This is a genomic window from Enterobacter cloacae complex sp. 394F7 (genome assembly GCF_057320385.1).
This window is the reverse complement of the sequence record NZ_JBXWCS010000010.1, coordinates 141,082-161,484: the sequence shown is the minus strand read 5'-3', so window position 1 is coordinate 161,484 and position 20,403 is coordinate 141,082. Positions and strand designations below refer to the sequence as shown.

Here is a 20,403-nt window from a genome sequence, read left to right as displayed (position 1 = left end):
AATGTTACGACGCTTACGCAATGAACCTCGCGCCGCGCTCCTGCTGCTGGCGCTGGTAATAGCTAATCTTCTGGCGTGGGGCTGGGCGTGGAACGCCTTTAGCAGCAGTTCTGCGTTAATGGCCGCAAGCCTGCTTGCCTGGTGCTATGGGTTGCGTCACGCGGTGGATGCTGACCACATCGCGGCCATTGATACCGTGACACGCAAGATGATGCAGCAGGGCAAGCGCCCCTCAGGCGTCGGGGCGTGGTTCTCACTGGGGCACTCCACCATTGTGGTGCTGGCCTCCATCGCCATAGCCGCGACGGCGACCGCGTTTCAGAAAAATATGGCCTGGTTTCATGAAACCGGCAGCCTGATTGGCACGGCCGTCTCCGCGACGTTCCTGCTGGCGATGGCGTTAGTCAATATGGTGATTTTGCGCGGCGTCTGGCGCAATTTTCAGGCGCTGAAAAACGGGCAGGCGGTGCAGGGAGACATCTCCCTCCCGGCGCAGGGCGGAATAATGAACTGGCTGTTTGGCGCGACTTTCCGCCTGGTCAACAAAAGCTGGCAGATGTATCTGGTCGGTTTTCTGTTCGGGCTTGGTTTTGATACCGCCACTGAAATCGGCGTGCTCGGGATCTCTGCCGCCAGCGCCTCAAACGGTATGTCGGTGTGGTCAATCATGATCTTCCCGGCGCTTTTCGCCAGCGGCATGGCGCTGGTGGATACCCTCGACAACCTGCTGATGGTGGGGGCTTACGGCTGGGCATTCAACAAACCGCAGCGCAAGCTCTACTACAACATGACCATTACCGGTACCTCTGTGGTGGTGGCGGTGTTTATCGGCGGGCTGGAAGCGCTGGGGCTGCTGATGGATAAATTTGCCCTCAGCGGCGGCATCTGGGATCGCATTGGTGCCGTCAACGATAACCTCGGCAACGCCGGTTTTGTGGTGGTCGGGCTGTTTGTCGCCTGCTGGCTGATCTCCATGATCAACTACCGCTGGCGCGGCTACGACGCGCTGGTCATACATTCCTGAGCGCTGCGCTAAAACCATTGTGTTTGAGGGGTAAAATCGCCATGATGTCGTTCCGGTAAAGCGAAGCAGGGTGCCGTTTTGCTGGAAAAATGGAATGCATATCTTGCTGTTTATGAAGGTTTTCACTCTTTTATATTCAGTAAAATAATAAGTTAAGGATAGATGGCGATGATTTACCTCTTTTGTATTTATCTTGTTAATAGATTACGTAAAAAAAAGCCCCGGGACATCGGGGCTGCGGATAATAAAATCCCAGGGTTAAGTAAGCGTGGTAAAAGGTTAAGGGTTAAGCGGGCAGCGATTTCAGTAGCGCGAAAGCCTCCTTCATCCGATCTTCGCTAACCACGAAGGCGCGGAGCTGGCCATCGGCGTCAGAGCCGCGCGCGACCATTCCCTGAGCTTCCACAGCGATCTGCCAGTTCAGATCCTGGCGCTGGGTTTCACCTGCCAGATGCAGCGGCAACGCTGGCGTTTTCACCTTCACCAGCATGGCCGGTAATTTCAGCGGCGCGCTGTTGCCGAGCAGGTTTTTTGCCAGATACATGGCGCTAAGCTGGATCGGCTGCAGGAAAGGCAGTACCTGGCCGTTGATTTCCGCGCAGTCCCCCAGGGCGTAAATGTCGGGTTGCGTGGTTTGCAGGTAGCTATTCACCTTCACGCCACGGCCTGTTTCAGCGCCTGCGCGGTGCGCCAGCGCCATTTCCGGGCGCAACCCCGTCGCGGCAACCACCACATCGACTTCCAGGCTGCGATTGCAGTCAAGCGTCGCGTGAATGCCGCCTTCGGTTTCGCTCAGATGTTGCAGTTGCGATTTCAACAGCAGATGCACGCCCATGTCGGTCAGACGGTGCTGTAAGCGACTGCTTACTTCTGCAGGCATCAAGGCCGACAGAATGCTTGCCGCGTGGTCGACCAGGGTGACGGCTTTACCCGCCCGACAAAAATCCATCGCCAGCTCGGTGCCAATCAAACCGCCGCCAACAATCATTACCCGTTTTGCATCACGAAGCTGCGTTTCGCTGGCCCGATACTCCTGCTGGCTGTTAAGCGTCATCATCAGCTCGCGGCCGGTAACCGGCGGCACGAACGCAGAGGCCCCCGTCGCCAGCACCAGCTTGTCGTACTGCCAGGTTTTATCTTTCGCTTTTACCACGTGGGCATCGGCGTCGATATCGGTGACCCAGGTGTACGGAAACAGACGCAGGTTGAACTGCTCCGCGAACTCCCCCGCCGTCTGGCGGGTGAGATCGTCGGCGCGCTGGTTCAGGCTAATCACATGGCTTAAATCGGGCTTGTTGTACTCGTCCATGCTGTCGGCCGCGATCATCGTCAGCGGCACGCTAGCGTCCTGTTTGCGGATATTTTTCACCAACTGGCGGGCGGCAAAGCCCGAGCCGATGATGACGATACCGTTGCTCATTTTGCCTCCGTTGCCAGTTCGTCAAAGACGTCTTTTCCGAGGGAACATTCCGGGCAGAGGAAGTTGTCCGGCACCTCACTCCACGGCGTACCTGGAGCCACGTCCTGCAACGGCTCGCCCAGTTCCGGGTCGTAGATCCACTGGCAGACGCTGCACTGCATACGTGGACCGAGATCGGCGCCGGCTGCCCCGGCACAGGTTTGCGGCTGTTCGGCGGGGAGTGCTGCGACCTCAGGAAGCGGTGCAAGCGCCCACTGACGAGCAATATCGCGGCCGTGCTGACGACAGACTTCCAGCGCGTCAAGATCCGGACGCCATTTGGCCTTCAGGCTCATGGACATCTCAAAACCGGCATCCTGCAGGCGGGTGGAGAGACGATCTACCGCACCGCCGCTCCAGCCGTGGGAGCCAAAGGCGCTGGCACGTTTGTTACGGAAGCGCAGGCCGGTCATCTCTTCCACCAGGCCAGCAATTTTCGGCATCATCACGTTGTTCATGGTGGAGGTGCCCACCAGCACGCCCTTAGAGCGGAAGACGTTGGTGAGGATCTCGTTTTTATCGCTGCGCGCCACGTTGAAGATTTTCACCGCCACGTTTGGGTCCACCTCGTTGATGCCCTGGGCGATGGCGTCTGCCATCATGCGGGTGTTGTTGGACATGGTGTCGTAGAAAATCGTGATGCGGTCTTCCTGATAATCCGCCGCCCATTTCAGGTACAGCTCAACGATCTGGGTTGGGTTTTCACGCCATACCACGCCGTGGGAGGTGGCAATCATATCCACTGGCAGGTTGAAGCCGAGGATCTCGGTGATTTTGGGCGTCACCAGACGGCTGAACGGGGTCAGGATGTTGGCGTAGTAGCGCTGGCACTGTTCAAACAGCTCGGTCTGATCCACTTCATCGTTAAACAGGCGTTCGTCGCAGTAGTGCTGACCAAAGGCGTCGTTGCTGAACAGCACCGCGTCGCCGGTCAGGTAGGTCATCATGCTGTCCGGCCAGTGCAGCATCGGGGTTTCTACGAAGATCAGCTGTTTACCGTTACCGATATCCAGCGTGTCGCCGGTTTTCACGGTGTGGAAGTTCCACTCCGGATGGTGATGGTGACCGTTGATGGAGTCGATGGCGTTGGTGGTGCAGTAGATCGGGGTATCCGGAATGTGGGACATCAACTCGGTCAACGCCCCGGCGTGATCCTCTTCCGCGTGGTTGATGATGATGTAGTCGATGTCGTTCAGATCGATTTCACTGCTCAGGTTCTGCACGAACTCGCGGCTGAATTTATGATCGACGGTATCGATCAGTACGTTTTTACCTTCACGAATGAGATAGCTGTTATAGCTGCTGCCGCGCAGCGTTTTATATTCCGTTCCGTGAAAATCACGCACTTCCCAGTCACGTTGACCAACCCAATGAATGTTATTTTTAACCAGAATAGACATAGCAACCTCAAATAATACGGCGTGTTGAAAAAGATGTTTTGTCTATATCAACTTGCGTGCCAACTTTTAGTTTGTTGATTTTTATGGATTAAATTTTTTATGCCCCGGAATGGGTAGTCATTATGACTATCGTTAAAGATGTCAATATGACACTATGCATTGTCAAAATGACAGCGAGGCAGACATGAGCTTTTCCGTAGACGTGCTGGCGAAAATCGCCATTGAACTGCAAACCGGCATCGGGCATCAGGATCGTTTTCAGCGGCTGATCTCCACGCTGCGCCACGTGCTGGAATGCGATGCTTCGGCGCTGCTGCGCTACGAGGGACGGCAGTTTATTCCGCTGGCCATCGACGGGCTGGCGCAGGACGTGCTCGGGCGACGCTTTACGCTGGAAGGCCACCCGCGGCTGGAGACCATCGCCCGGGCAGGTGACGTGGTGCGTTTTCCGGCAGACAGCGATCTGCCCGACCCGTACGACGGCCTTATACCCGGGCAGGAGAGCCTGAAGGTGCACGCCTGTATCGGCCTGCCGCTGTTTGCCGGACAAAACCTGATTGGGGCGCTGACCCTCGACGGCATGTCGCCGGACCAGTTCGATACCTTCAGCGACGAAGAACTGCGCCTGATTGCGGCCCTGGCGGCCGGGGCGCTGAACAATGCTCTGCTGATTGAACAGCTGGAGAGCCAGAATATTCTTCCCGGCAGCCCGGCGGCGTTTGAACAGGTCGCGCATACGGAGATGATTGGCCTCTCGCCAGGCATGGTACAACTCAAAAAAGAGATTGAGATCGTCGCGGCATCCGATTTGAACGTGCTGATCTTCGGTGAGACCGGCACCGGTAAAGAGCTGGTGGCGAAATCCATTCACGAAGCTTCACCGCGTGCGGCCAACCCGCTGGTCTACCTTAACTGCGCCGCACTGCCGGAAAGCGTGGCGGAAAGCGAGCTGTTCGGCCACGTCAAAGGGGCATTTACCGGGGCCATCAGCAACCGCAGCGGTAAGTTTGAAATGGCCGATAACGGCACGCTGTTCCTCGATGAAATAGGCGAGCTTTCGCTGTCGCTGCAGGCCAAGCTGCTGCGCGTATTACAGTACGGTGATATTCAGCGCGTGGGAGACGACCGCAGCTTACGGGTCAACGTGCGCGTGCTGGCGGCAACCAACCGCGACCTGCGCGAAGCGGTGCTAAACGGCAATTTCCGCGCCGATCTGTTCCATCGTCTGAGTGTTTTTCCGCTTACCGTGCCGCCGCTGCGCGAGCGTGGGGACGATGTGGTGCTGCTGGCGGGTTTTTTCTGCGAACAGTGTCGGCTCAAAATGGGCTTGTCGCGCGTGGTATTAAGCCCGGGGGCGCGAGGCCATCTGCTGACCTACGGCTGGCCGGGTAACGTACGCGAGCTGGAGCACGCCATCCATCGCGCGGTGGTGCTGGCGCGGGCGACACGCTCGGGGGATGAAATCGTGATTCATGCGCGCCATTTTGCCCTGCATGATGAAAATATACCGTCCGTGAAGCCCGCTGCGCCTGAAAGCGTGAACGAGAATCTGCGTGAAGCGACGGAAGAATTTCAGCGTCAGATGATTACCCGCGCGCTGGAACAGAACAACCGCAGCTGGGCGGCGTGCGCGCGGGCGCTGGAAATGGACGTCGCCAACCTGCACCGGCTGGCGAAGCGTCTGGGACTGAAGGGTTAAATAATGCCTGCCTGGTAGAAATCCTGCAGGTTGATGGCGCCGCACAGGCGGCCAGCGTCATCCACCACCGGCGCGGCGGTGATTTTACGTTTCATCAGCACCTCTTTGGCTTCAATGGCGCGGCTGTTGGCATTCAGCGTTAACCCGCCAGAGGTCATCGCTTCTGAGACGCGTGCCTCCAGCTTGCCGCCGCCCACCAGCCAGCGGCGCAGGTCGCCGTCGGTAAAGACGCCTTTCACCTGGCGCGTATCGTCGCAGACGGCGACCAGCCCCAGCCCGGTGCGGCTCAGCTCCAGCATCGCGTCCATCACGCTGGTATCGAGTTTGACCTGCGGGATGGCATCGCCAGAGCGCATCAGGTGGTGAACATTATTCAGCAGCCGTGCGCCGAGCGCCCCGGCAGGGTGTGAACGGGCGAAATCTTCTTCATTGAAACCGCGCGCCTGCATCACCGCCATTGCCAGCGCGTCGCCCATCATCAGGGTGTTGACGGTGCTGGAGGTGGGGGCGAGGTGCATCGGGCAGGCTTCGCGCTCCACGGCAATATCCAGCACCGCTTTGGCCGCCAGCGCCAGCGGCGAACGGGATTTACCGGTCATGGCCAGCAGGGCGATCGATTTTTCCTGCAGGCGCGGGATGATGAGGTCCAGCTCTTTGGCCGAGCCGGAGTAGGAGATAAACAGCATCACGTCACGGCTTTCAATCATCCCCAGATCGCCGTGCAGGGCTTCAGCCGGGTGCACGAAGAACGCCGGTGTCCCGGTGCTCGCCAGCGTTGCGGCAATTTTTTTGCCGATGTGGCCGGACTTGCCGATCCCGGAGACAATCACTTTGCCTTTACACTGGATGATGGTGTTGGCGGCGCGGACAAAATCGTCGCCCAGCCGTTCCGGCAGGCGGCTGGCCTCCTGTAGCTCCAGCATCAGGGTCTGACGGCCTGCGTTTAACAGAAAATCACTCATCTTTTTCTCCAGTTACGATCACATCAATGCCTTTCTCTTCCAGCGCTTTTTTGAACGCCGGATCGATCCCTGCGTCGGTAATCAGCGTATCGACGCTTTCAAGGCTGCAGACAATGTTGGGGCTTTTACGGCCAAACTTCGAGGAATCCGCCATCAAAATCACCTCCCGGGCGGCGTTGCACATGGCTTTACTGACGCTGAACACCTCGTTGAACGTGGTGACACCGGCGTTCAGGTCGATGCCGTCGGTGCCCATAAACAGTTTGTCAAAGCTGAAGTGCTCGAAGGCGTTTTCCGCCAGCTGGCCGTGAAAGGACGCCGATTTTTTTCGGAAGGTACCGCCGGGCATCAGAATGGTTTGTTCGCTGTCGAACTCTGCCAGGGCGTTGACGATATGCAGGCTGTTGGTCATCACCGTGATGTTGTTAAAGCGGTTGAGCAGCGGGATCATCTGCAGGACGGTACTGCCCGCATCAAGAATAATGGAGTCACCATCATGGATAAATTTCACGGCGGCTTCGGCAATCAGCGCTTTCTGGTGGGTGTTGATCAGCGTTTTGTGATCGATAGGCGGGTCGGCTTCATCTTTGTTGAGCATCACCCCACCGTAGGTTCGAATGACCGCGCCTGCGTTTTCGAGCAATACCAGGTCCTTGCGTATCGTTGTGCCGGTGGTGTCAAAGTAGTGGGCCAGCTCTTCTACCGAGCATTTTCCCTGCTTTTGCAGATGCTCAAGAATGGCCGCCTGCCGCTGACGAGGTTTCATAGGCGCTTCGTTCCTTACGTTGCGAAATGATAATTTCGCAAGCTTATCGCGTTCACAACGAAATTATCCATGTTTCAATTTAAGCGCTAATGATAGTGCATTCTGACAGAGTGGATCGTGGGGGAAGATCACATCAGGCTGTAATTCCTGCAACGATATGCCGTTAATTGCCTGAATTTTCACCGGGCGGGCAAACACCGTCATCCCGCGCATGATGAGGGAGTCGCATACCCGATTCTGTTCATCCAGCGCAATTGCAACCACAACGCGCGGTTTAAAGCGCCCCCCGGAGCGCCCGACGCCCACGCGGCCCTTCTGGCACAGGGCGTCAAACGCGCGGTTAAACTGATGGATCTGCCAGCCGCCGAATGCCATCTGGCAGATCCAGGCGAGGGCGGCGACGGTGATGAGTGCGGTTACCATATCGGCTCCTTGTTATATTCCCTCTCCCGGTGGGAGAGGGGGAGGGTGAGGGCATCAGACTGCTCGATCAGAACATCACCTGCCCACCGGTGACGTTAATCGATTGGCCGGTGCAGTACGAGGCTTTTGGGCTTGCGTAAAACAGCAGCATGTTCAGCACGTCCTGATAGTCGCACCCGCGCTTCAGCGGCACTTTGTCGATGTAATACTGCTCCACTTCGTCTTCTTTGATGCCAAGCTTGGTGGCGTATTGAGGTAGCAGCGACTGGAACATTGGCGACTTCAGCAGGTTGCCCAGCATCAGCGAGTGAACGGTAATCCCGTATTCGGCCAAATCCAGCGCCAGAGACTGGGTCAGCCCTACGCCGCCAAATTTCGCCGCGCTGTAGCCGGAGTTATGCTTGCTGCCCACTTTGCCCGATTTGGAGTTGATCTGAATGATGCGCCCCTGAATGCCGTCGCGGATCATCAGACGGGAAAATTCGCGGGCGCAGAGGAAGTAACCCACCAGATTCACCTGCAGCGAGCGGTCAAAGTCCCCCAGTTCGAAATCGCTGATAAACGCCGCTTTCGCGATCCCTGCGCTGTAGACCAGCAGGTCGGTACGGCCAAAAATCTCGTCTACCCCGCGAGCCAGCGCCATGACGCTCTGCTCGCTGGTGGCATCGGCACCAAACCCGTACGCCATCCCCTCACCAAACTCGGTGTTGATGGTATCCGCCACGCGGGCGGCTTTCTCACTCTGAATATCCACTACCGCCACGCGGTAACCTTCTGCGGCAAGCCCACGGCAGAGAAACTCTCCTAAGGTTTGTCCTCCACCAATGACAACGGCAACCTGACTCATAACGCTCTCCTTAATTACGCAACAAATTTTAATGTGCAGCCTGGGGTAACAGCCTGCGGAACCGGCCCCTCCACGTGAACCGTGCCGGGATACTCTGCCTGCGGCTGGCCATCGAACCGCAGGGTGATGTGGCCCAGCTCGCGCAGGTTTTGCTCGGCCACGTCGCCCACGGCGGTGACGGCATAGCGGGTGTCACCCAGCTCCAGCTGGCTTCCTGCCTTTAACGCTCCGTGCAGCTCGCCGTGGCAGTGGATAAAGCAAAACTCTTCGATATCTGCCGGTGCACCTTCGCGGAAAGTGATCAGCATCTGGTCGCTGAGCGCATCGGCCGCGCTCTGGCCGATACGGGTGATGGTGGTCTGATAAATCACGGTCATCGCAGGAACCTCTTATTGATAAATAAAGCCGGAAACGAACCAGGCAATCAGCACCGTCGGTGCGCCCGTCAGGAAACGACTGACCAGCACAGACGGTACGCCCACGCGTACGGTGTCCTGGCGCGCTTCGGCCAGCGACAGGCCAACGGGAATGAAGTCGCAGGCTGCCTGAGCGTTAATGGCAAACAGCGCAGGCAGAGCCAGGTGCGGAGGAATGTTGCCCAAACCAATCTGCACGCCAATCAGGACGCCGATGACCTGAGCAATCACCGCCCCCGGGCCGAGGAACGGCGACAGCAGCGGGAAGGAGCAGATCAGCGCCAGCGTCACCAGACCGAGCGGGTGGCTGGCAAGCGGGGCGAGGCCGTGGGCGATCCAGTCTCCCAGACCGGAGGCCATGATGATGCCGATTAACGCGGAGACGAAGGCCATAAACGGCAGAATGGTTTTTAGCACCGTGTCGATGGTGTCGCGCCCGGACTGGAACAGTACCGCCACGGCGGATCCCATTCCCATGCCGACCTTCGCCAGCAGGCCGTCGCTCTGCTCGGTGATCTTCTTACTGGTGTCGTAATCACGCGGTGCGGCTTTTTGCGGCGCGGAAGTGCCATTCACCAGCGTGATGTTGTCCTCCTTCACGCCTGAGACATAAATGTCTTCGAGGATGTACTGCGCCAGCGGGCCTGATTTTCCGGTGGAGTGAATATTCACCGTCGGAATGCGACGCTTCGGATAGATACCGCAGCGCAGCGTGCCGCCACAGTCGATGACCGCCACGCCGATTTCCGCCTCCGGAGGTTCGCCTTCTTTGAAGCCGTCCACCGCTTCCCAGCCGGTCAGCTCGCGTAGCTTGTCGACAATCGCCGGGCGTGTGCCTGCGGTGATATAGACGATTTTTTTGCCTTCGGTGGCGTCGAACTCCAGCGGGCCGCCCCAGCCGCCCGTGCCTTTCTCAATGCGGATCCGGCTCATGCTGTGGCTCCTGACAGGTGAACGTTTTGCTCAAGCTGGATGCCCATTTTTTTCTCGAAAATGGTGGTGGTGAGATCGGTCACCCAGCCACGGAAGAAATTGGTGACCAGGCCGACCAGCAGATAGCTCACCGCCAGGGGGCCAAGCGGCAGGCCAAGCGTGGTCAGGCCGCTGGCAATGCCGAGATAAACAAACAGTTCCCCCGGGTTGATATGCGGGAACAGGCCGTTCATGGAGTGACAGCTATATGAGGCGGCGGCGTAATAACTCGGCTTGTATTTTTCTGGCATAAAGCGGCCGAGGCTTAAGGTCATGGGGTTGCAGAAAACGAAGGTTCCAATGCAGGGCAACAGCAGGTAACGGGATAACGGGTTCCCGGCACAGCGTTGGGCGAAGCGTTCAATGCGTTGCTGGCCGATAAAATTAATCAGCGCGTTCATGATCACCAGCAGGCTGATCAGCAGGGGCAGGATCCCGGTCACCATGCCGGTGAAGACTTCTCCGCCTTTCTGAAACAGCCCGATGAACCACTCGGCGCCGTGGGTGATGGTTTCTATCATTCTTCTCTCCTGTGAGGCTTTTCTTGTTTTGTATTTCCGGGACTAATAATAATCACTTTGAAAGGTTTTAAAGTGTTAATCAGATCTCACAATGAAAGAAAAATGGATTATTTTGAAAGTTAATGGGCGGGGGAGACGCATTTTGGTTGAAAAAAGCGCAGATTTGCGTTGAGGAGCGTAAAGATTTGGTGGGTAAGGCGCGTACCGCTTCCTTGAGGTGTTGCGGATGCTTTACCATACTGGGTTCTTATCGAACCCGTTAAATGGATGTCCCATGTTCAAGCGTCGTTATGCAGCGTTGTTACCTGCGCTTATTCTGCTGTCCGCCTGTAGTAGTAAACCCAAGACTGAAGCCGCTGTGCAGACGGCTGGCGCGCCTTCAGGAGGATTCCTGCTGGAGCCGCAGCACAATATGATGCAGATGGGGGGCGACTTCGCGAATAACCCGGCGGCCGAACAGTTCATCGATAAAATGGTGAGCAAACACGGCTTTGACAGACAGCAACTGCATGAAATCTTGTCGCAGGCGAAACGTCTGGACTACGTGCTGCGCCTGATGGACAGGCAGGCACCGTCAGCGCAGGTGCCAACCGGGCCAAACGGTGCGTGGTTGCGCTATCGCAAACAGTTTATTACCCCGGACAACGTGCAAAATGGCGTGGTGTTCTGGAATCAGTATGAAGATGCCCTCAATCGCGCGTGGCAGGTCTACGGCGTGCCGCCTGAAATCATCGTCGGCATTATTGGTGTGGAAACGCGCTGGGGCCGCGTGATGGGCAAAACGCGCATTCTTGATGCGCTGGCCACGCTCTCGTTTAACTATCCTCGTCGTGCCGAGTACTTCTCTTCCGAGCTGGAAACCTTCCTGCTGATGGCGCGTAACGAACAGGATGACCCGCTCGATCTGAAAGGGTCGTTTGCCGGAGCGATGGGCTACGGCCAGTTTATGCCCTCTTCCTACAAGCAGTATGCCGTCGACTTTAACGGAGATGGTCACATCAACCTGTGGGATCCGGTGGATGCCATCGGCAGCGTGGCGAACTACTTCAAGGCACACGGCTGGACGCCGGGTGGGCAGGTTGCCGTGCAGGCTAACGGCGAAGCGTTTGGTCTGGAAAACGGCTTCAAAACCAAATACAGCGTTGCGCAGCTGACGGCGGCAGGTTTAACGCCAACGCAGCCGCTGGGTAATGTCGATCAGGTGAGCCTGCTGCGTCTGGATGTAGGAACCGGGTATCAGTACTGGTACGGTATGCCAAACTTCTACACTATCACCCGCTATAACCACAGCACGCACTATGCGATGGCGGTGTGGCAGTTGGGTCTGGCGGTATCGCAGGCGCGTGTCCCTGCGGCATCGCCGTTTAGTCAGTAAGTCGTCTTATCCCTCCCTCTCCCTTTGGGCTGAGGAATCCCCAGAAAATTAGATATGGATAAATGGTTGTTTATTGTTCAAAAATGGAGCTAAAAACAACCGATAACTCGACAGAAGATGCACATTTATGAGCGTTTTCTGTCTGTCTACGAGCTGAGTGAATCTAACTGCTCGCAAAATATTCATTCTAATCCTCTGAAACCACTAATAAAAAATTAGTGGGGATTCCTCAGCCCTTTGGGAGAGGGCTGGGGTGAGGGCACCCCGCGCTCGTCCAGGTTTTTCAGAAACATTTCGCCACACTCCCTTTGCAAACGCGCCATTTACATCTCAATCGCCTTTCATTATTGTTACGTTATAACATTTAATGTGGTGTCAACATGTCAACGTCCCTTTTCTCTTTGTCTGCGGCAGTTAGGTTTCTGCTGGCGCTGGTGATTATCGTATTTATCGGGCTGGCCGTGCGCTGGGCGGTGGCATTGCCATGATTGCCATGATTGTCATGGATGAACTGGTTGCGGGTTACGACCGCATGCCCGTTACGCGTGCCTTGTCGGGCGTAATTGAACGCGGAAGTATGACCGCCATTATCGGGGCCAACGGATGTGGAAAATCCACGCTGCTCAAAACGCTCGCCGGGTTTATTCCGCCGGTGAGCGGCCGTTTTCGCTGGCAGGAGAAACGCCCGGTGATTGGCTGGCTGGCACAGCGTCACGCGCTGGAGGCGCAGTTTCCGCTGACGGTGCAGGATGTGGTGAGTATGGGCTGCTGGCCGCGTGTGTCGCTCTTTTCCGGCTTTCGTCGGGAAACACGCTCGCGCATTGCCAGCGCGCTGGAGCGTGTGGGGCTGGACGCCATGGCGTTATCTACCATCGATGCACTCTCCGGCGGCCAGTTTCAGCGCATGCTGTTTGCGCGGATCCTGGTGCAACAGGCGCCGCTGGTGATGCTGGATGAACCTTTTACCGGCGTCGATGAAGCTACCTGTAACGTGCTGATGGACCTGATGCTCGAGATGTACATGCAGGGCCAGACCCTGCTTGCGGTATTGCATGACAGCGAGCGCGTATCGCGTCATTTTCCGCAAACACTACGGCTGGATACGGCTATTCCGCACTGGAAAACCGAGCGGGTGAGGGTGGCATGATCTGGCATCTCTTCTTTCAGCCGTTTATCGAATACGGCTTTATGCGTCGCGCGCTGATGGTGTGCCTGGCGCTGTCCGTCAGCACCACGGCACTGGGCGTTTTCCTTCAACTGCGCCGGATGAGCCTGATGGGCGATGCCCTATCACACGCCATTTTACCCGGCGTTGCGGTGGGTTATTTGCTGAGCGGTATGTCACTGCTGGCGATGAGCATCGGCGGGTTTATCGCCGGGATCGCCGTGGCGCTGGTGGCCGGGCTGGTCAGTCGACGTACGCCGCTCAAAGAGGACGCCAGTTTTGCCGGGTTCTATCTCGGCTCGCTGGCGCTGGGCGTGACGCTGGTGTCGCTACGTGGTTCGAACGTCGATCTGCTGCACCTGCTGTTTGGCTCCATTCTGGCGGTGGATAACGACGCCGCGCTGTTTGTGGCTGGCGTATGCATCTTCACGCTGGTGACGCTGGCAGTTTTCTATCGCGGGCTGGTGACCGAGGCGTTCGATACCGCCTGGCTACAGGTTAACGCCCGCTGGCTGCCCGGCCTGTTGCACGGGCTGTTTCTGGCGCTGCTGGTGCTTAACCTGGTGGCCGGATTTCAGGTTCTCGGCACGCTGATGGCCGTCGGGCTGATGATGTTGCCGGCGGTGGCGGCACGCTGCTGGGTGCGCACCCTGCCAGGGTTGCTCTGCCTGGCGGGCATCAGCGGCGTTTTTTGCGCATGGCTGGGGTTAAGCCTCTCCTGGGCGGTGAGTTTACCCGCCGGGCCGTCCATCGTGCTGACCGCCAGCGCGCTGTTCTTTATTTCTGTTTTATTTGGCACACGAAGCCACCTGGCTGGCAGCCTGCGTGCGCTTTTTTAACGCAAGGGGAAATGATGAAACGTACAGGGTTAATAATGGCGCTCGCGCTCGGGATGTTGTCACAGGGCGTAATGGCGAAAACGCTTAATGTGGTCACCAGTTTTTCCATTCTGGGAGACATTACGCGTGAGGTAGGGGGAGACCGGGTCAATGTGACCACGCTGGTGGGGCCGGACGGCGATCCGCATACCTTTGAACCGTCGCCGAAAGACAGTGCGGCGCTCAGCAAGGCCGATGTAGTGGTGGTGAACGGTCTGGGGCTGGAGGGCTGGCTCGACCGTCTGGTGAAGGCCTCCGGATTTAAGGGCCAGTTGGTGGTGGCTTCGACCGGGGTGAAAACCCACACGCTTGAAGAGGACGGGAAAACCGTGACCGATCCGCATGCCTGGAACAGCGCGGCGAACGGGGCACTGTATGCGCAAAATATCCTTGCCGGTCTGGTAAAAGCCGATCCTGAAGATAAGGCGGCGCTGGAGGCCACCGGTCAACCCTATATCGCGCAGCTTATGCAACTGGACAGCTGGGCCAAAACGCAGTTCAGCCAGATCCCGCAGGTAAAACGTAAAGTCCTCACCAGCCATGACGCCTTCGGCTACTTCAGCCGCGCCTATGGCGTAACCTTTATTGCGCCGCAGGGCTTGTCGTCAGAGAGCGAAGCCAGCGCAGCGCAGGTGGCTGAGATTATCAATCAGATTAAAGCGGACGGGGTGAAAACCTGGTTTATGGAAAACCAGCTCGACCCGCGCCTGGTTAAACAAATTGCCACGGCCACCGGTGCGCAGCCGGGGGGCGAACTTTACCCGGAGGCGCTGTCGGCCAAAGGCGGCGTGGCGGATACCTACGTTAAGGCGTTTCGCCATAACGTAAATACCCTCGCCAGGAGCATGAAGTAACCTTTTTCTCAGCCGGTGCCTTCGCATCGGCTTTTTTCTGAAGCCCCCTCGTAAAACATGATCCTCATCTCCATATCTGACGAGAAAGTGCTATCTTGTGCTGCACGTTTTTCTGATGCCCGGAGCGAGAATGACTGACCATGAATTGATGCAGCTTAGCGAAGTCGTAGGACTGGCGCTTAAGCAACGTGGCGCGACTATTACGACTGCCGAATCCTGTACCGGCGGCTGGGTTGCTAAAGCCATTACCGATATTGCAGGCAGTTCCGCCTGGTTTGAACGCGGCTTTGTGACCTACAGTAACGAAGCTAAAGCGCAAATGATTGGCGTGCACGAATCCACGCTTGAACAGCATGGCGCGGTCAGCGAACCGGTGGTGATTGAGATGGCAATTGGTGCGCTGAAAGCGGCGCGTGCAGATTATGCCATCTCTATTAGCGGTATCGCCGGCCCGGACGGCGGCAGTGACGTGAAGCCTGTCGGCACCGTCTGGTTTGGTTTTGCCACCTCTAAAGGTGAAGGGATCACGCGTCGCGAGTGCTTTAGCGGCGATCGTGAAAGCGTGCGTCGTCAGGCCACCGTTTATGCGTTAAAAACGCTCTGGCAACAATTTCTACAAAACACTTGATACTGTATGACCATACAGTATAATTGCACCAACAGAACAGAAATCCACGGTGAAGCACAGTCGCTTCTCCCGGCATGACAGGAGTAATAATGGCTATCGACGAAAACAAACAGAAAGCGTTGGCGGCAGCACTGGGCCAGATCGAAAAGCAATTCGGTAAAGGCTCCATCATGCGCCTGGGTGAAGACCGTACCATGGATGTGGAAACGATCTCCACCGGTTCGCTTTCTCTGGATATCGCGCTGGGCGCGGGCGGTCTGCCAATGGGCCGTATCGTAGAGATCTACGGGCCAGAATCCTCCGGTAAAACCACCCTGACGCTGCAGGTGATTGCCGCGGCGCAGCGCGAAGGTAAAACCTGTGCCTTTATCGATGCCGAGCACGCGCTGGACCCTGTTTATGCTCGTAAGCTGGGCGTGGATATCGATAACCTGCTGTGTTCTCAGCCAGATACAGGTGAACAGGCGCTGGAGATTTGTGACGCGCTGGCGCGTTCCGGTGCGGTTGACGTTATCGTGGTCGACTCCGTTGCTGCGCTGACGCCAAAAGCGGAAATCGAAGGCGAAATCGGCGACTCTCACATGGGCCTCGCGGCACGTATGATGAGCCAGGCAATGCGTAAGCTGGCCGGTAACCTGAAGCAGTCCAACACGCTGCTGATCTTCATCAACCAGATCCGTATGAAAATTGGCGTAATGTTCGGTAACCCGGAAACCACTACTGGTGGTAATGCGCTGAAATTCTATGCTTCTGTCCGTCTGGATATCCGCCGTATCGGTGCGGTGAAAGAGGGTGAGAACGTGGTGGGGAGTGAAACCCGCGTGAAGGTCGTGAAGAACAAGATTGCCGCGCCGTTCAAACAGGCTGAATTCCAGATCCTCTACGGTGAAGGTATCAACTTCTTCGGCGAACTGGTTGACCTGGGCGTGAAAGAGAAGCTGATCGAAAAAGCGGGCGCATGGTACAGCTACAACGGCGATAAAATTGGTCAGGGTAAAGCGAATGCGATCTCCTGGCTGAAAGAGAACCCGGCTGCAGCGAAAGAGATCGAGAAGAAAGTGCGTGAGCTTCTGCTGAACAACCAGGACTCTAAACCTGATTTTGTGGTTGATGGTGCGGATGCTGAAGAAACTAACGAAGACTTTTAAGGCTTTCGTTTAAAAATGAAGGGCTGCTGATGCGGCCCTTTTTGCATTTCTGAACCAGCAGGTTTTTTATGAGCGAATCCACAACGCGTCGACCCGCTTATGCGCGATTACTGGACCGCGCGGTGCGGATCCTTGCCGTGCGTGACCACAGTGAACAAGAGCTGCGGCGTAAACTGTCGGCCCCGGTGATGAGTAAAAATGGGCCGGAAGAGATTGATGCCACCGCGGAAGATTATGACCGGGTGATTGCCTGGTGCTATGAGCATCACTACCTGGATGACGACCGTTTTGCTTCCCGGTTCCTGGCCAGCCGTGGCCGCAAGGGATACGGTCCGGCGCGTATCCGTCAGGAGCTGAACCAGAAGGGCGTTGCCCGTGAGTCCATCGAAAAAGCAATGCGCGACTGTGACACCGACTGGTGTGCGCTGGCAAAAGAGCAGGCGATTCGTAAATACGGTGAACCGCTGCCGCGTGAATTTTCAGAAAAAGTCAAAATCCAGCGCTTTTTGCTCTACCGCGGCTTTCTGATGGAAGATATTCAGGATATCTGGCGTAATTTTGCCGATTGAACGCATGCGGGATTTTACTTCCCACCAAAGAAAACTTATCTTATTCCCACTTTTTCCAGTAGCAGGTCTGTCCAGGGGTTTACCGATACCGGCTTGCTACGACATTTCGTTAGCTTGATTTCAGGATAATTATGAGCAAGAGCACCGCTGAGATCCGTCAGGCGTTTCTCGATTTTTTCCATAGTAAGGGACACCAGGTTGTTGCCAGCAGCTCCCTGGTGCCGAACAACGACCCAACTCTGCTGTTTACCAACGCCGGGATGAACCAGTTCAAGGATGTGTTCCTTGGTCTCGACAAGCGTAATTATTCCCGCGCCACAACCTCACAGCGTTGCGTGCGTGCGGGCGGTAAACACAACGACCTGGAAAACGTCGGTTACACCGCGCGCCACCATACCTTCTTCGAAATGCTGGGTAACTTCAGCTTCGGCGACTATTTCAAACATGATGCTATTCAATACGCGTGGGAACTGCTGACCGGTGAAAACTGGTTCAACCTGCCGAAAGAACGTCTGTGGGTTACCGTCTATGAAACCGATGACGAAGCCTACGAAATCTGGGAAAAAGACGTCGGTATCCCGCGCGAACGTATTATTCGCATCGGTGACAACAAAGGCGCACCGTACGCGTCTGACAACTTCTGGCAGATGGGTGATACCGGCCCTTGCGGTCCATGCACCGAGATCTTCTACGATCACGGCGACCACATCTGGGGTGGCCCTCCAGGCAGCCCCGAAGAAGACGGCGATCGCTACATTGAGATCTGGAACATCGTCTTCATGCAGTTCAACCGTCAGGCCGACGGCACCATGGAACCGCTGCCAAAACCGTCCGTTGATACCGGTATGGGCCTGGAGCGTATCGCGGCTGTTCTGCAGCACGTTAACTCCAACTACGAAATTGATCTGTTCAGCACCCTGATCAAAGCCGTTGCAGAAGTGACCGGCGCGACCGATCTGAACAACAAATCACTGCGCGTAATCGCAGACCATATCCGTTCCTGTGCGTTCCTGATTGCTGACGGTGTTATTCCGTCGAATGAAAACCGTGGCTATGTGCTGCGTCGTATCATTCGTCGTGCTATCCGTCACGGCAACATGCTGGGCGCGAAGGACACCTTTTTCTATAAGCTCGTTGGGCCACTGGTTGGCGTAATGGGTTCAGCGGGTGATGAGCTGAAACGCCAGCAGGCGCAGGTTGAGCAAGTACTAAAAACTGAAGAAGAGCAGTTTGCACGTACGCTGGAGCGTGGGCTGGCGCTGCTGGATGAAGAACTCGCTAAGCTTAAGGGCGACACGCTGGATGGCGAAACCGCCTTCCGCCTGTACGACACTTACGGCTTCCCGGTTGACCTGACGGCGGACGTTTGCCGTGAGCGCAACATCAAAGTGGACGAAGCAGGCTTCGAAGCGGCGATGGAAGAGCAGCGTCGTCGTGCGCGTGAGTCCAGCGGTTTTGGCGCAGACTACAACGCGATGATCCGCGTGGATAGCGCGTCTGAATTCAAAGGTTATGAAGCGCTGGAACTGACTGGCAAAGTGACCGCCCTGTTTGTTGACGGCAAAGCCGTAGACAGTATCAGTGCAGGTCAGGATGCAGTTGTCATTCTGGATAAAACTCCGTTCTATGCGGAATCCGGTGGTCAGGTTGGCGATAAAGGCGAGCTGAAAGGCAACGGTTTCAGCTTCAGCGTGAGCGACACTCAGAAATACGGCCAGGCGATTGGTCATCTGGGTAAACTGGTTTCAGGCTCCCTGAAAGTGGGCGAGGGCGTTCAGGCTAATGTTGACGAAGCGCGCCGCGCACGCATCCGTCTGAACCACTCGGCAACGCACCTGATGCACGCTGCACTGCGTGAGGTTCTGGGAACGCATGTTGCACAGAAAGGTTCTCTGGTTAACGACAAAGTGCTGCGTTTCGACTTCTCGCATTTTGAAGCGATGAAACCGTCTGAAATCCGTGCGGTGGAAGATCTGGTGAACGCGCAAATCCGTCGTAACCTGCCAATCGAAACCCACATTATGGATCTCGACGCGGCGAAGAAAAAAGGTGCGATGGCCCTGTTTGGTGAGAAATATGACGACCGTGTTCGCGTATTGAGCATGGGCGACTTCTCTACCGAGCTGTGCGGTGGTACACACGCATCGCGTACCGGTGATATCGGTCTGTTCCGCATCGTTTCTGAATCCGGTACGGCGGCAGGTGTGCGTCGTATTGAAGCGGTGACCGGTGAAGGCGCGATTGCCAGCCTGCATGCGCAGAGCGACCAACTGCACGATATCGCGCAGCTATTGAAAGGCGATACCCAGAATCTGGGCGAGAAAGTGCGTGTTGCGCTGGATCGTACTCGCCAGCTGGAAAAAGAGCTGCAGCAGCTGAAAGAGCAGGCTGCGGCGCAGGAGAGTGCAAACCTCTCCAGCAAAGCTGTAGACATTAAGGGCGTCAAACTGCTTGTCAGCGATCTGGCAGGTGTAGAGCCTAAGATGCTGCGTACCATGGTCGACGATCTCAAGAACCAGCTTGGTTCGACGGTTATCGTACTGGCGACGGTAGCAGAAGGTAAGGTTTCTCTGATTGCGGGCGTCTCTAAGGATGTGACCGACCGCGTTAAAGCAGGGGAACTGATTGGCATGGTTGCCCAGCAGGTGGGTGGCAAAGGTGGCGGTCGTCCGGACATGGCGCAAGCCGGTGGTACGGATGCGGCGGCACTTCCTGCGGCATTGGCCAGCGTTGAAAGCTGGGTAAGCGCGAAACTGTAATAACTACAAAGCACAAACAGACGCCATAGCGGTAACGTTATGGCGTCTTGTTCACTGCACTATCGATAACGATAAAGTCAGGTTGAGTTTGTGTATATCGGCTAAACTTACGTTTAACAGAATGTGATGCCGTGACTGCTTACACTTTACGTGTTTGTCATCGCTTACTTTTTGGCGTTATATGATGGATAATGCCGGGATACAAGAGACCCGACTCTTTTAATCTTTCAAGGAGCAAAGAATGCTGATTCTGACTCGTCGAGTTGGTGAGACCCTCATGATTGGGGATGAGGTCACCGTGACAGTTTTAGGGGTAAAGGGTAACCAGGTACGTATTGGTGTTAACGCTCCTAAAGAAGTATCTGTCCACCGTGAAGAGATCTACCAGCGTATCCAGGCTGAAAAATCCCAGCAGTCCAGTTACTGATATTGTCGCGTCTCGCTGTCGGGCGAGACGCAACCCCTCCTGTTATTTTTCCTGCTTAAAGTTACCGTCCGATTTCAATCGCTCTGTTTTTAACCACTCTCGCCAGCTTAT

General features: G+C 56.3%; 20 protein-coding genes. 11 read left to right on the top strand and 9 right to left on the bottom strand.

From position 1 onward, the window contains the following. The first annotated feature begins 1 nt into the window (after position 1). Entirely contained in the window at positions 2–1,024 is a 1,023-nt protein-coding gene (locus AC2FAK_RS16250; RefSeq protein ID WP_023622352.1) for a HoxN/HupN/NixA family nickel/cobalt transporter, read from the top strand. A gap of 286 nt (positions 1,025–1,310) precedes the next feature. Here the strand turns inward: AC2FAK_RS16250 and norW are convergent, their stop codons facing one another. After that, positions 1,311–2,444, bottom strand: coding sequence for an NADH:flavorubredoxin reductase NorW (gene norW, locus AC2FAK_RS16245; RefSeq protein ID WP_095455298.1), 1,134 nt, complete (start codon positions 2,442–2,444; stop codon positions 1,311–1,313). Continuing rightward, positions 2,441–3,883 carry an anaerobic nitric oxide reductase flavorubredoxin gene (norV, locus tag AC2FAK_RS16240; RefSeq protein ID WP_095455299.1) on the bottom strand — a complete coding sequence of 481 codons (1,443 nt, stop codon included), beginning with the start codon at positions 3,881–3,883 and terminating at the stop codon, positions 2,441–2,443. The genes norW and norV overlap by 4 nt, the downstream gene beginning before the upstream one ends. Before the next feature lie 184 nt (positions 3,884–4,067). On the opposite strand from norV, the gene norR reads away from it, so the two are divergent. Beyond that, positions 4,068–5,582, top strand: a complete 1,515-nt coding sequence (gene norR, locus AC2FAK_RS16235) for a nitric oxide reductase transcriptional regulator NorR (protein ID WP_095455300.1) — start codon at positions 4,068–4,070, stop codon at positions 5,580–5,582. Here the strand turns inward: norR and gutQ are convergent. The 7 genes from gutQ to srlA form a co-directional block, all read right to left on the bottom strand. Next, complete coding sequence (gene gutQ, locus AC2FAK_RS16230) at positions 5,579–6,544, bottom strand: arabinose-5-phosphate isomerase GutQ (RefSeq protein ID WP_058650467.1); 966 nt, start codon at positions 6,542–6,544, stop codon at positions 5,579–5,581. The genes norR and gutQ overlap by 4 nt on opposite strands. Next, complete coding sequence (gene srlR / locus AC2FAK_RS16225) at positions 6,537–7,310, bottom strand: glucitol operon DNA-binding transcriptional repressor SrlR (RefSeq protein ID WP_013098449.1); 774 nt, start codon at positions 7,308–7,310, stop codon at positions 6,537–6,539. Before srlR ends, gutQ begins: the two co-directional genes overlap by 8 nt. Positions 7,311–7,373: 63 nt before the next feature. Continuing rightward, entirely contained in the window at positions 7,374–7,733 is a 360-nt protein-coding gene (gutM, locus tag AC2FAK_RS16220) for a transcriptional regulator GutM (protein WP_013098448.1), read from the bottom strand. A 67-nt stretch (positions 7,734–7,800) separates the two neighbouring features. Next, the gene (gene srlD, locus AC2FAK_RS16215; RefSeq protein ID WP_013098447.1) at positions 7,801–8,580 is read right to left on the bottom strand and encodes a sorbitol-6-phosphate dehydrogenase; all 780 of its coding nucleotides are present in this window, start codon (positions 8,578–8,580) and stop codon (positions 7,801–7,803) included. 14 nt (positions 8,581–8,594) lie between these two features. After that, positions 8,595–8,957: a PTS glucitol/sorbitol transporter subunit IIA gene (gene srlB, locus AC2FAK_RS16210; protein ID WP_013098446.1), complete on the bottom strand. Its 363-nt coding sequence runs from the start codon at positions 8,955–8,957 to the stop codon at positions 8,595–8,597. A gap of 12 nt (positions 8,958–8,969) precedes the next feature. Then, positions 8,970–9,929: a PTS glucitol/sorbitol transporter subunit IIB gene (srlE, locus tag AC2FAK_RS16205; RefSeq protein WP_095453492.1), complete on the bottom strand. Its 960-nt coding sequence runs from the start codon at positions 9,927–9,929 to the stop codon at positions 8,970–8,972. Continuing rightward, the gene (gene srlA / locus AC2FAK_RS16200; RefSeq protein WP_014833029.1) at positions 9,926–10,489 is read right to left on the bottom strand and encodes a PTS glucitol/sorbitol transporter subunit IIC; all 564 of its coding nucleotides are present in this window, start codon (positions 10,487–10,489) and stop codon (positions 9,926–9,928) included. The genes srlE and srlA overlap by 4 nt, the downstream gene beginning before the upstream one ends. Positions 10,490–10,763: 274 nt before the next feature. Between srlA and mltB the strand changes: the two genes are divergently transcribed. From mltB to csrA, 9 genes are all read left to right on the top strand, one after another. Beyond that, positions 10,764–11,864, top strand: coding sequence for a lytic murein transglycosylase B (mltB, locus tag AC2FAK_RS16195; protein WP_023620633.1), 1,101 nt, complete (start codon positions 10,764–10,766; stop codon positions 11,862–11,864). A gap of 493 nt (positions 11,865–12,357) precedes the next feature. Further along, a complete protein-coding gene (locus tag AC2FAK_RS16190; protein ID WP_013098442.1) occupies positions 12,358–13,011 on the top strand; it encodes a metal ABC transporter ATP-binding protein in 654 nt (217 codons plus the stop codon). Continuing rightward, positions 13,008–13,868 (top strand): metal ABC transporter permease, encoded by an 861-nt coding sequence (locus AC2FAK_RS16185; RefSeq protein WP_095455301.1) that lies wholly within the window; start codon positions 13,008–13,010, stop codon positions 13,866–13,868. Before AC2FAK_RS16190 ends, AC2FAK_RS16185 begins: the two co-directional genes overlap by 4 nt. Before the next feature lie 14 nt (positions 13,869–13,882). Beyond that, positions 13,883–14,761 (top strand): metal ABC transporter substrate-binding protein, encoded by an 879-nt coding sequence (locus AC2FAK_RS16180; RefSeq protein WP_029883886.1) that lies wholly within the window; start codon positions 13,883–13,885, stop codon positions 14,759–14,761. Between the two features lie 130 nt (positions 14,762–14,891). Beyond that, positions 14,892–15,389 carry a nicotinamide-nucleotide amidase gene (gene pncC, locus AC2FAK_RS16175; protein WP_013098439.1) on the top strand — a complete coding sequence of 166 codons (498 nt, stop codon included), beginning with the start codon at positions 14,892–14,894 and terminating at the stop codon, positions 15,387–15,389. Between the two features lie 89 nt (positions 15,390–15,478). Then, on the top strand, positions 15,479–16,537 hold the full coding sequence (gene recA / locus AC2FAK_RS16170; protein ID WP_013098438.1) for a recombinase RecA: 1,059 nt from the start codon (positions 15,479–15,481) through the stop codon (positions 16,535–16,537). A gap of 68 nt (positions 16,538–16,605) precedes the next feature. Continuing rightward, complete coding sequence (gene recX, locus AC2FAK_RS16165) at positions 16,606–17,106, top strand: recombination regulator RecX (RefSeq protein WP_013098437.1); 501 nt, start codon at positions 16,606–16,608, stop codon at positions 17,104–17,106. Positions 17,107–17,237: 131 nt separating this feature from the next. Continuing rightward, complete coding sequence (alaS, locus tag AC2FAK_RS16160; protein WP_095455302.1) at positions 17,238–19,865, top strand: alanine--tRNA ligase; 2,628 nt, start codon at positions 17,238–17,240, stop codon at positions 19,863–19,865. 241 nt (positions 19,866–20,106) lie between these two features. Next, positions 20,107–20,292, top strand: coding sequence for a carbon storage regulator CsrA (gene csrA / locus AC2FAK_RS16155; protein WP_000906486.1), 186 nt, complete (start codon positions 20,107–20,109; stop codon positions 20,290–20,292). Positions 20,293–20,403: the final 111 nt, after the last annotated feature.

Coding starts and splice junctions, on each gene's coding strand:
- AC2FAK_RS16250 (WP_023622352.1), top strand. CDS start 2: ATGTTACGACGCTTACGCAATGAACCTCGCGCCGCGCTCCTGCTGCTG.
- norW (WP_095455298.1), bottom strand. CDS start 2,444: ATGAGCAACGGTATCGTCATCATCGGCTCGGGCTTTGCCGCCCGCCAG.
- norV (WP_095455299.1), bottom strand. CDS start 3,883: ATGTCTATTCTGGTTAAAAATAACATTCATTGGGTTGGTCAACGTGAC.
- norR (WP_095455300.1), top strand. CDS start 4,068: ATGAGCTTTTCCGTAGACGTGCTGGCGAAAATCGCCATTGAACTGCAA.
- gutQ (WP_058650467.1), bottom strand. CDS start 6,544: ATGAGTGATTTTCTGTTAAACGCAGGCCGTCAGACCCTGATGCTGGAG.
- srlR (WP_013098449.1), bottom strand. CDS start 7,310: ATGAAACCTCGTCAGCGGCAGGCGGCCATTCTTGAGCATCTGCAAAAG.
- gutM (WP_013098448.1), bottom strand. CDS start 7,733: ATGGTAACCGCACTCATCACCGTCGCCGCCCTCGCCTGGATCTGCCAG.
- srlD (WP_013098447.1), bottom strand. CDS start 8,580: ATGAGTCAGGTTGCCGTTGTCATTGGTGGAGGACAAACCTTAGGAGAG.
- srlB (WP_013098446.1), bottom strand. CDS start 8,957: ATGACCGTGATTTATCAGACCACCATCACCCGTATCGGCCAGAGCGCG.
- srlE (WP_095453492.1), bottom strand. CDS start 9,929: ATGAGCCGGATCCGCATTGAGAAAGGCACGGGCGGCTGGGGCGGCCCG.
- srlA (WP_014833029.1), bottom strand. CDS start 10,489: ATGATAGAAACCATCACCCACGGCGCCGAGTGGTTCATCGGGCTGTTT.
- mltB (WP_023620633.1), top strand. CDS start 10,764: ATGTTCAAGCGTCGTTATGCAGCGTTGTTACCTGCGCTTATTCTGCTG.
- AC2FAK_RS16190 (WP_013098442.1), top strand. CDS start 12,358: ATGATTGTCATGGATGAACTGGTTGCGGGTTACGACCGCATGCCCGTT.
- AC2FAK_RS16185 (WP_095455301.1), top strand. CDS start 13,008: ATGATCTGGCATCTCTTCTTTCAGCCGTTTATCGAATACGGCTTTATG.
- AC2FAK_RS16180 (WP_029883886.1), top strand. CDS start 13,883: ATGAAACGTACAGGGTTAATAATGGCGCTCGCGCTCGGGATGTTGTCA.
- pncC (WP_013098439.1), top strand. CDS start 14,892: ATGACTGACCATGAATTGATGCAGCTTAGCGAAGTCGTAGGACTGGCG.
- recA (WP_013098438.1), top strand. CDS start 15,479: ATGGCTATCGACGAAAACAAACAGAAAGCGTTGGCGGCAGCACTGGGC.
- recX (WP_013098437.1), top strand. CDS start 16,606: ATGAGCGAATCCACAACGCGTCGACCCGCTTATGCGCGATTACTGGAC.
- alaS (WP_095455302.1), top strand. CDS start 17,238: ATGAGCAAGAGCACCGCTGAGATCCGTCAGGCGTTTCTCGATTTTTTC.
- csrA (WP_000906486.1), top strand. CDS start 20,107: ATGCTGATTCTGACTCGTCGAGTTGGTGAGACCCTCATGATTGGGGAT.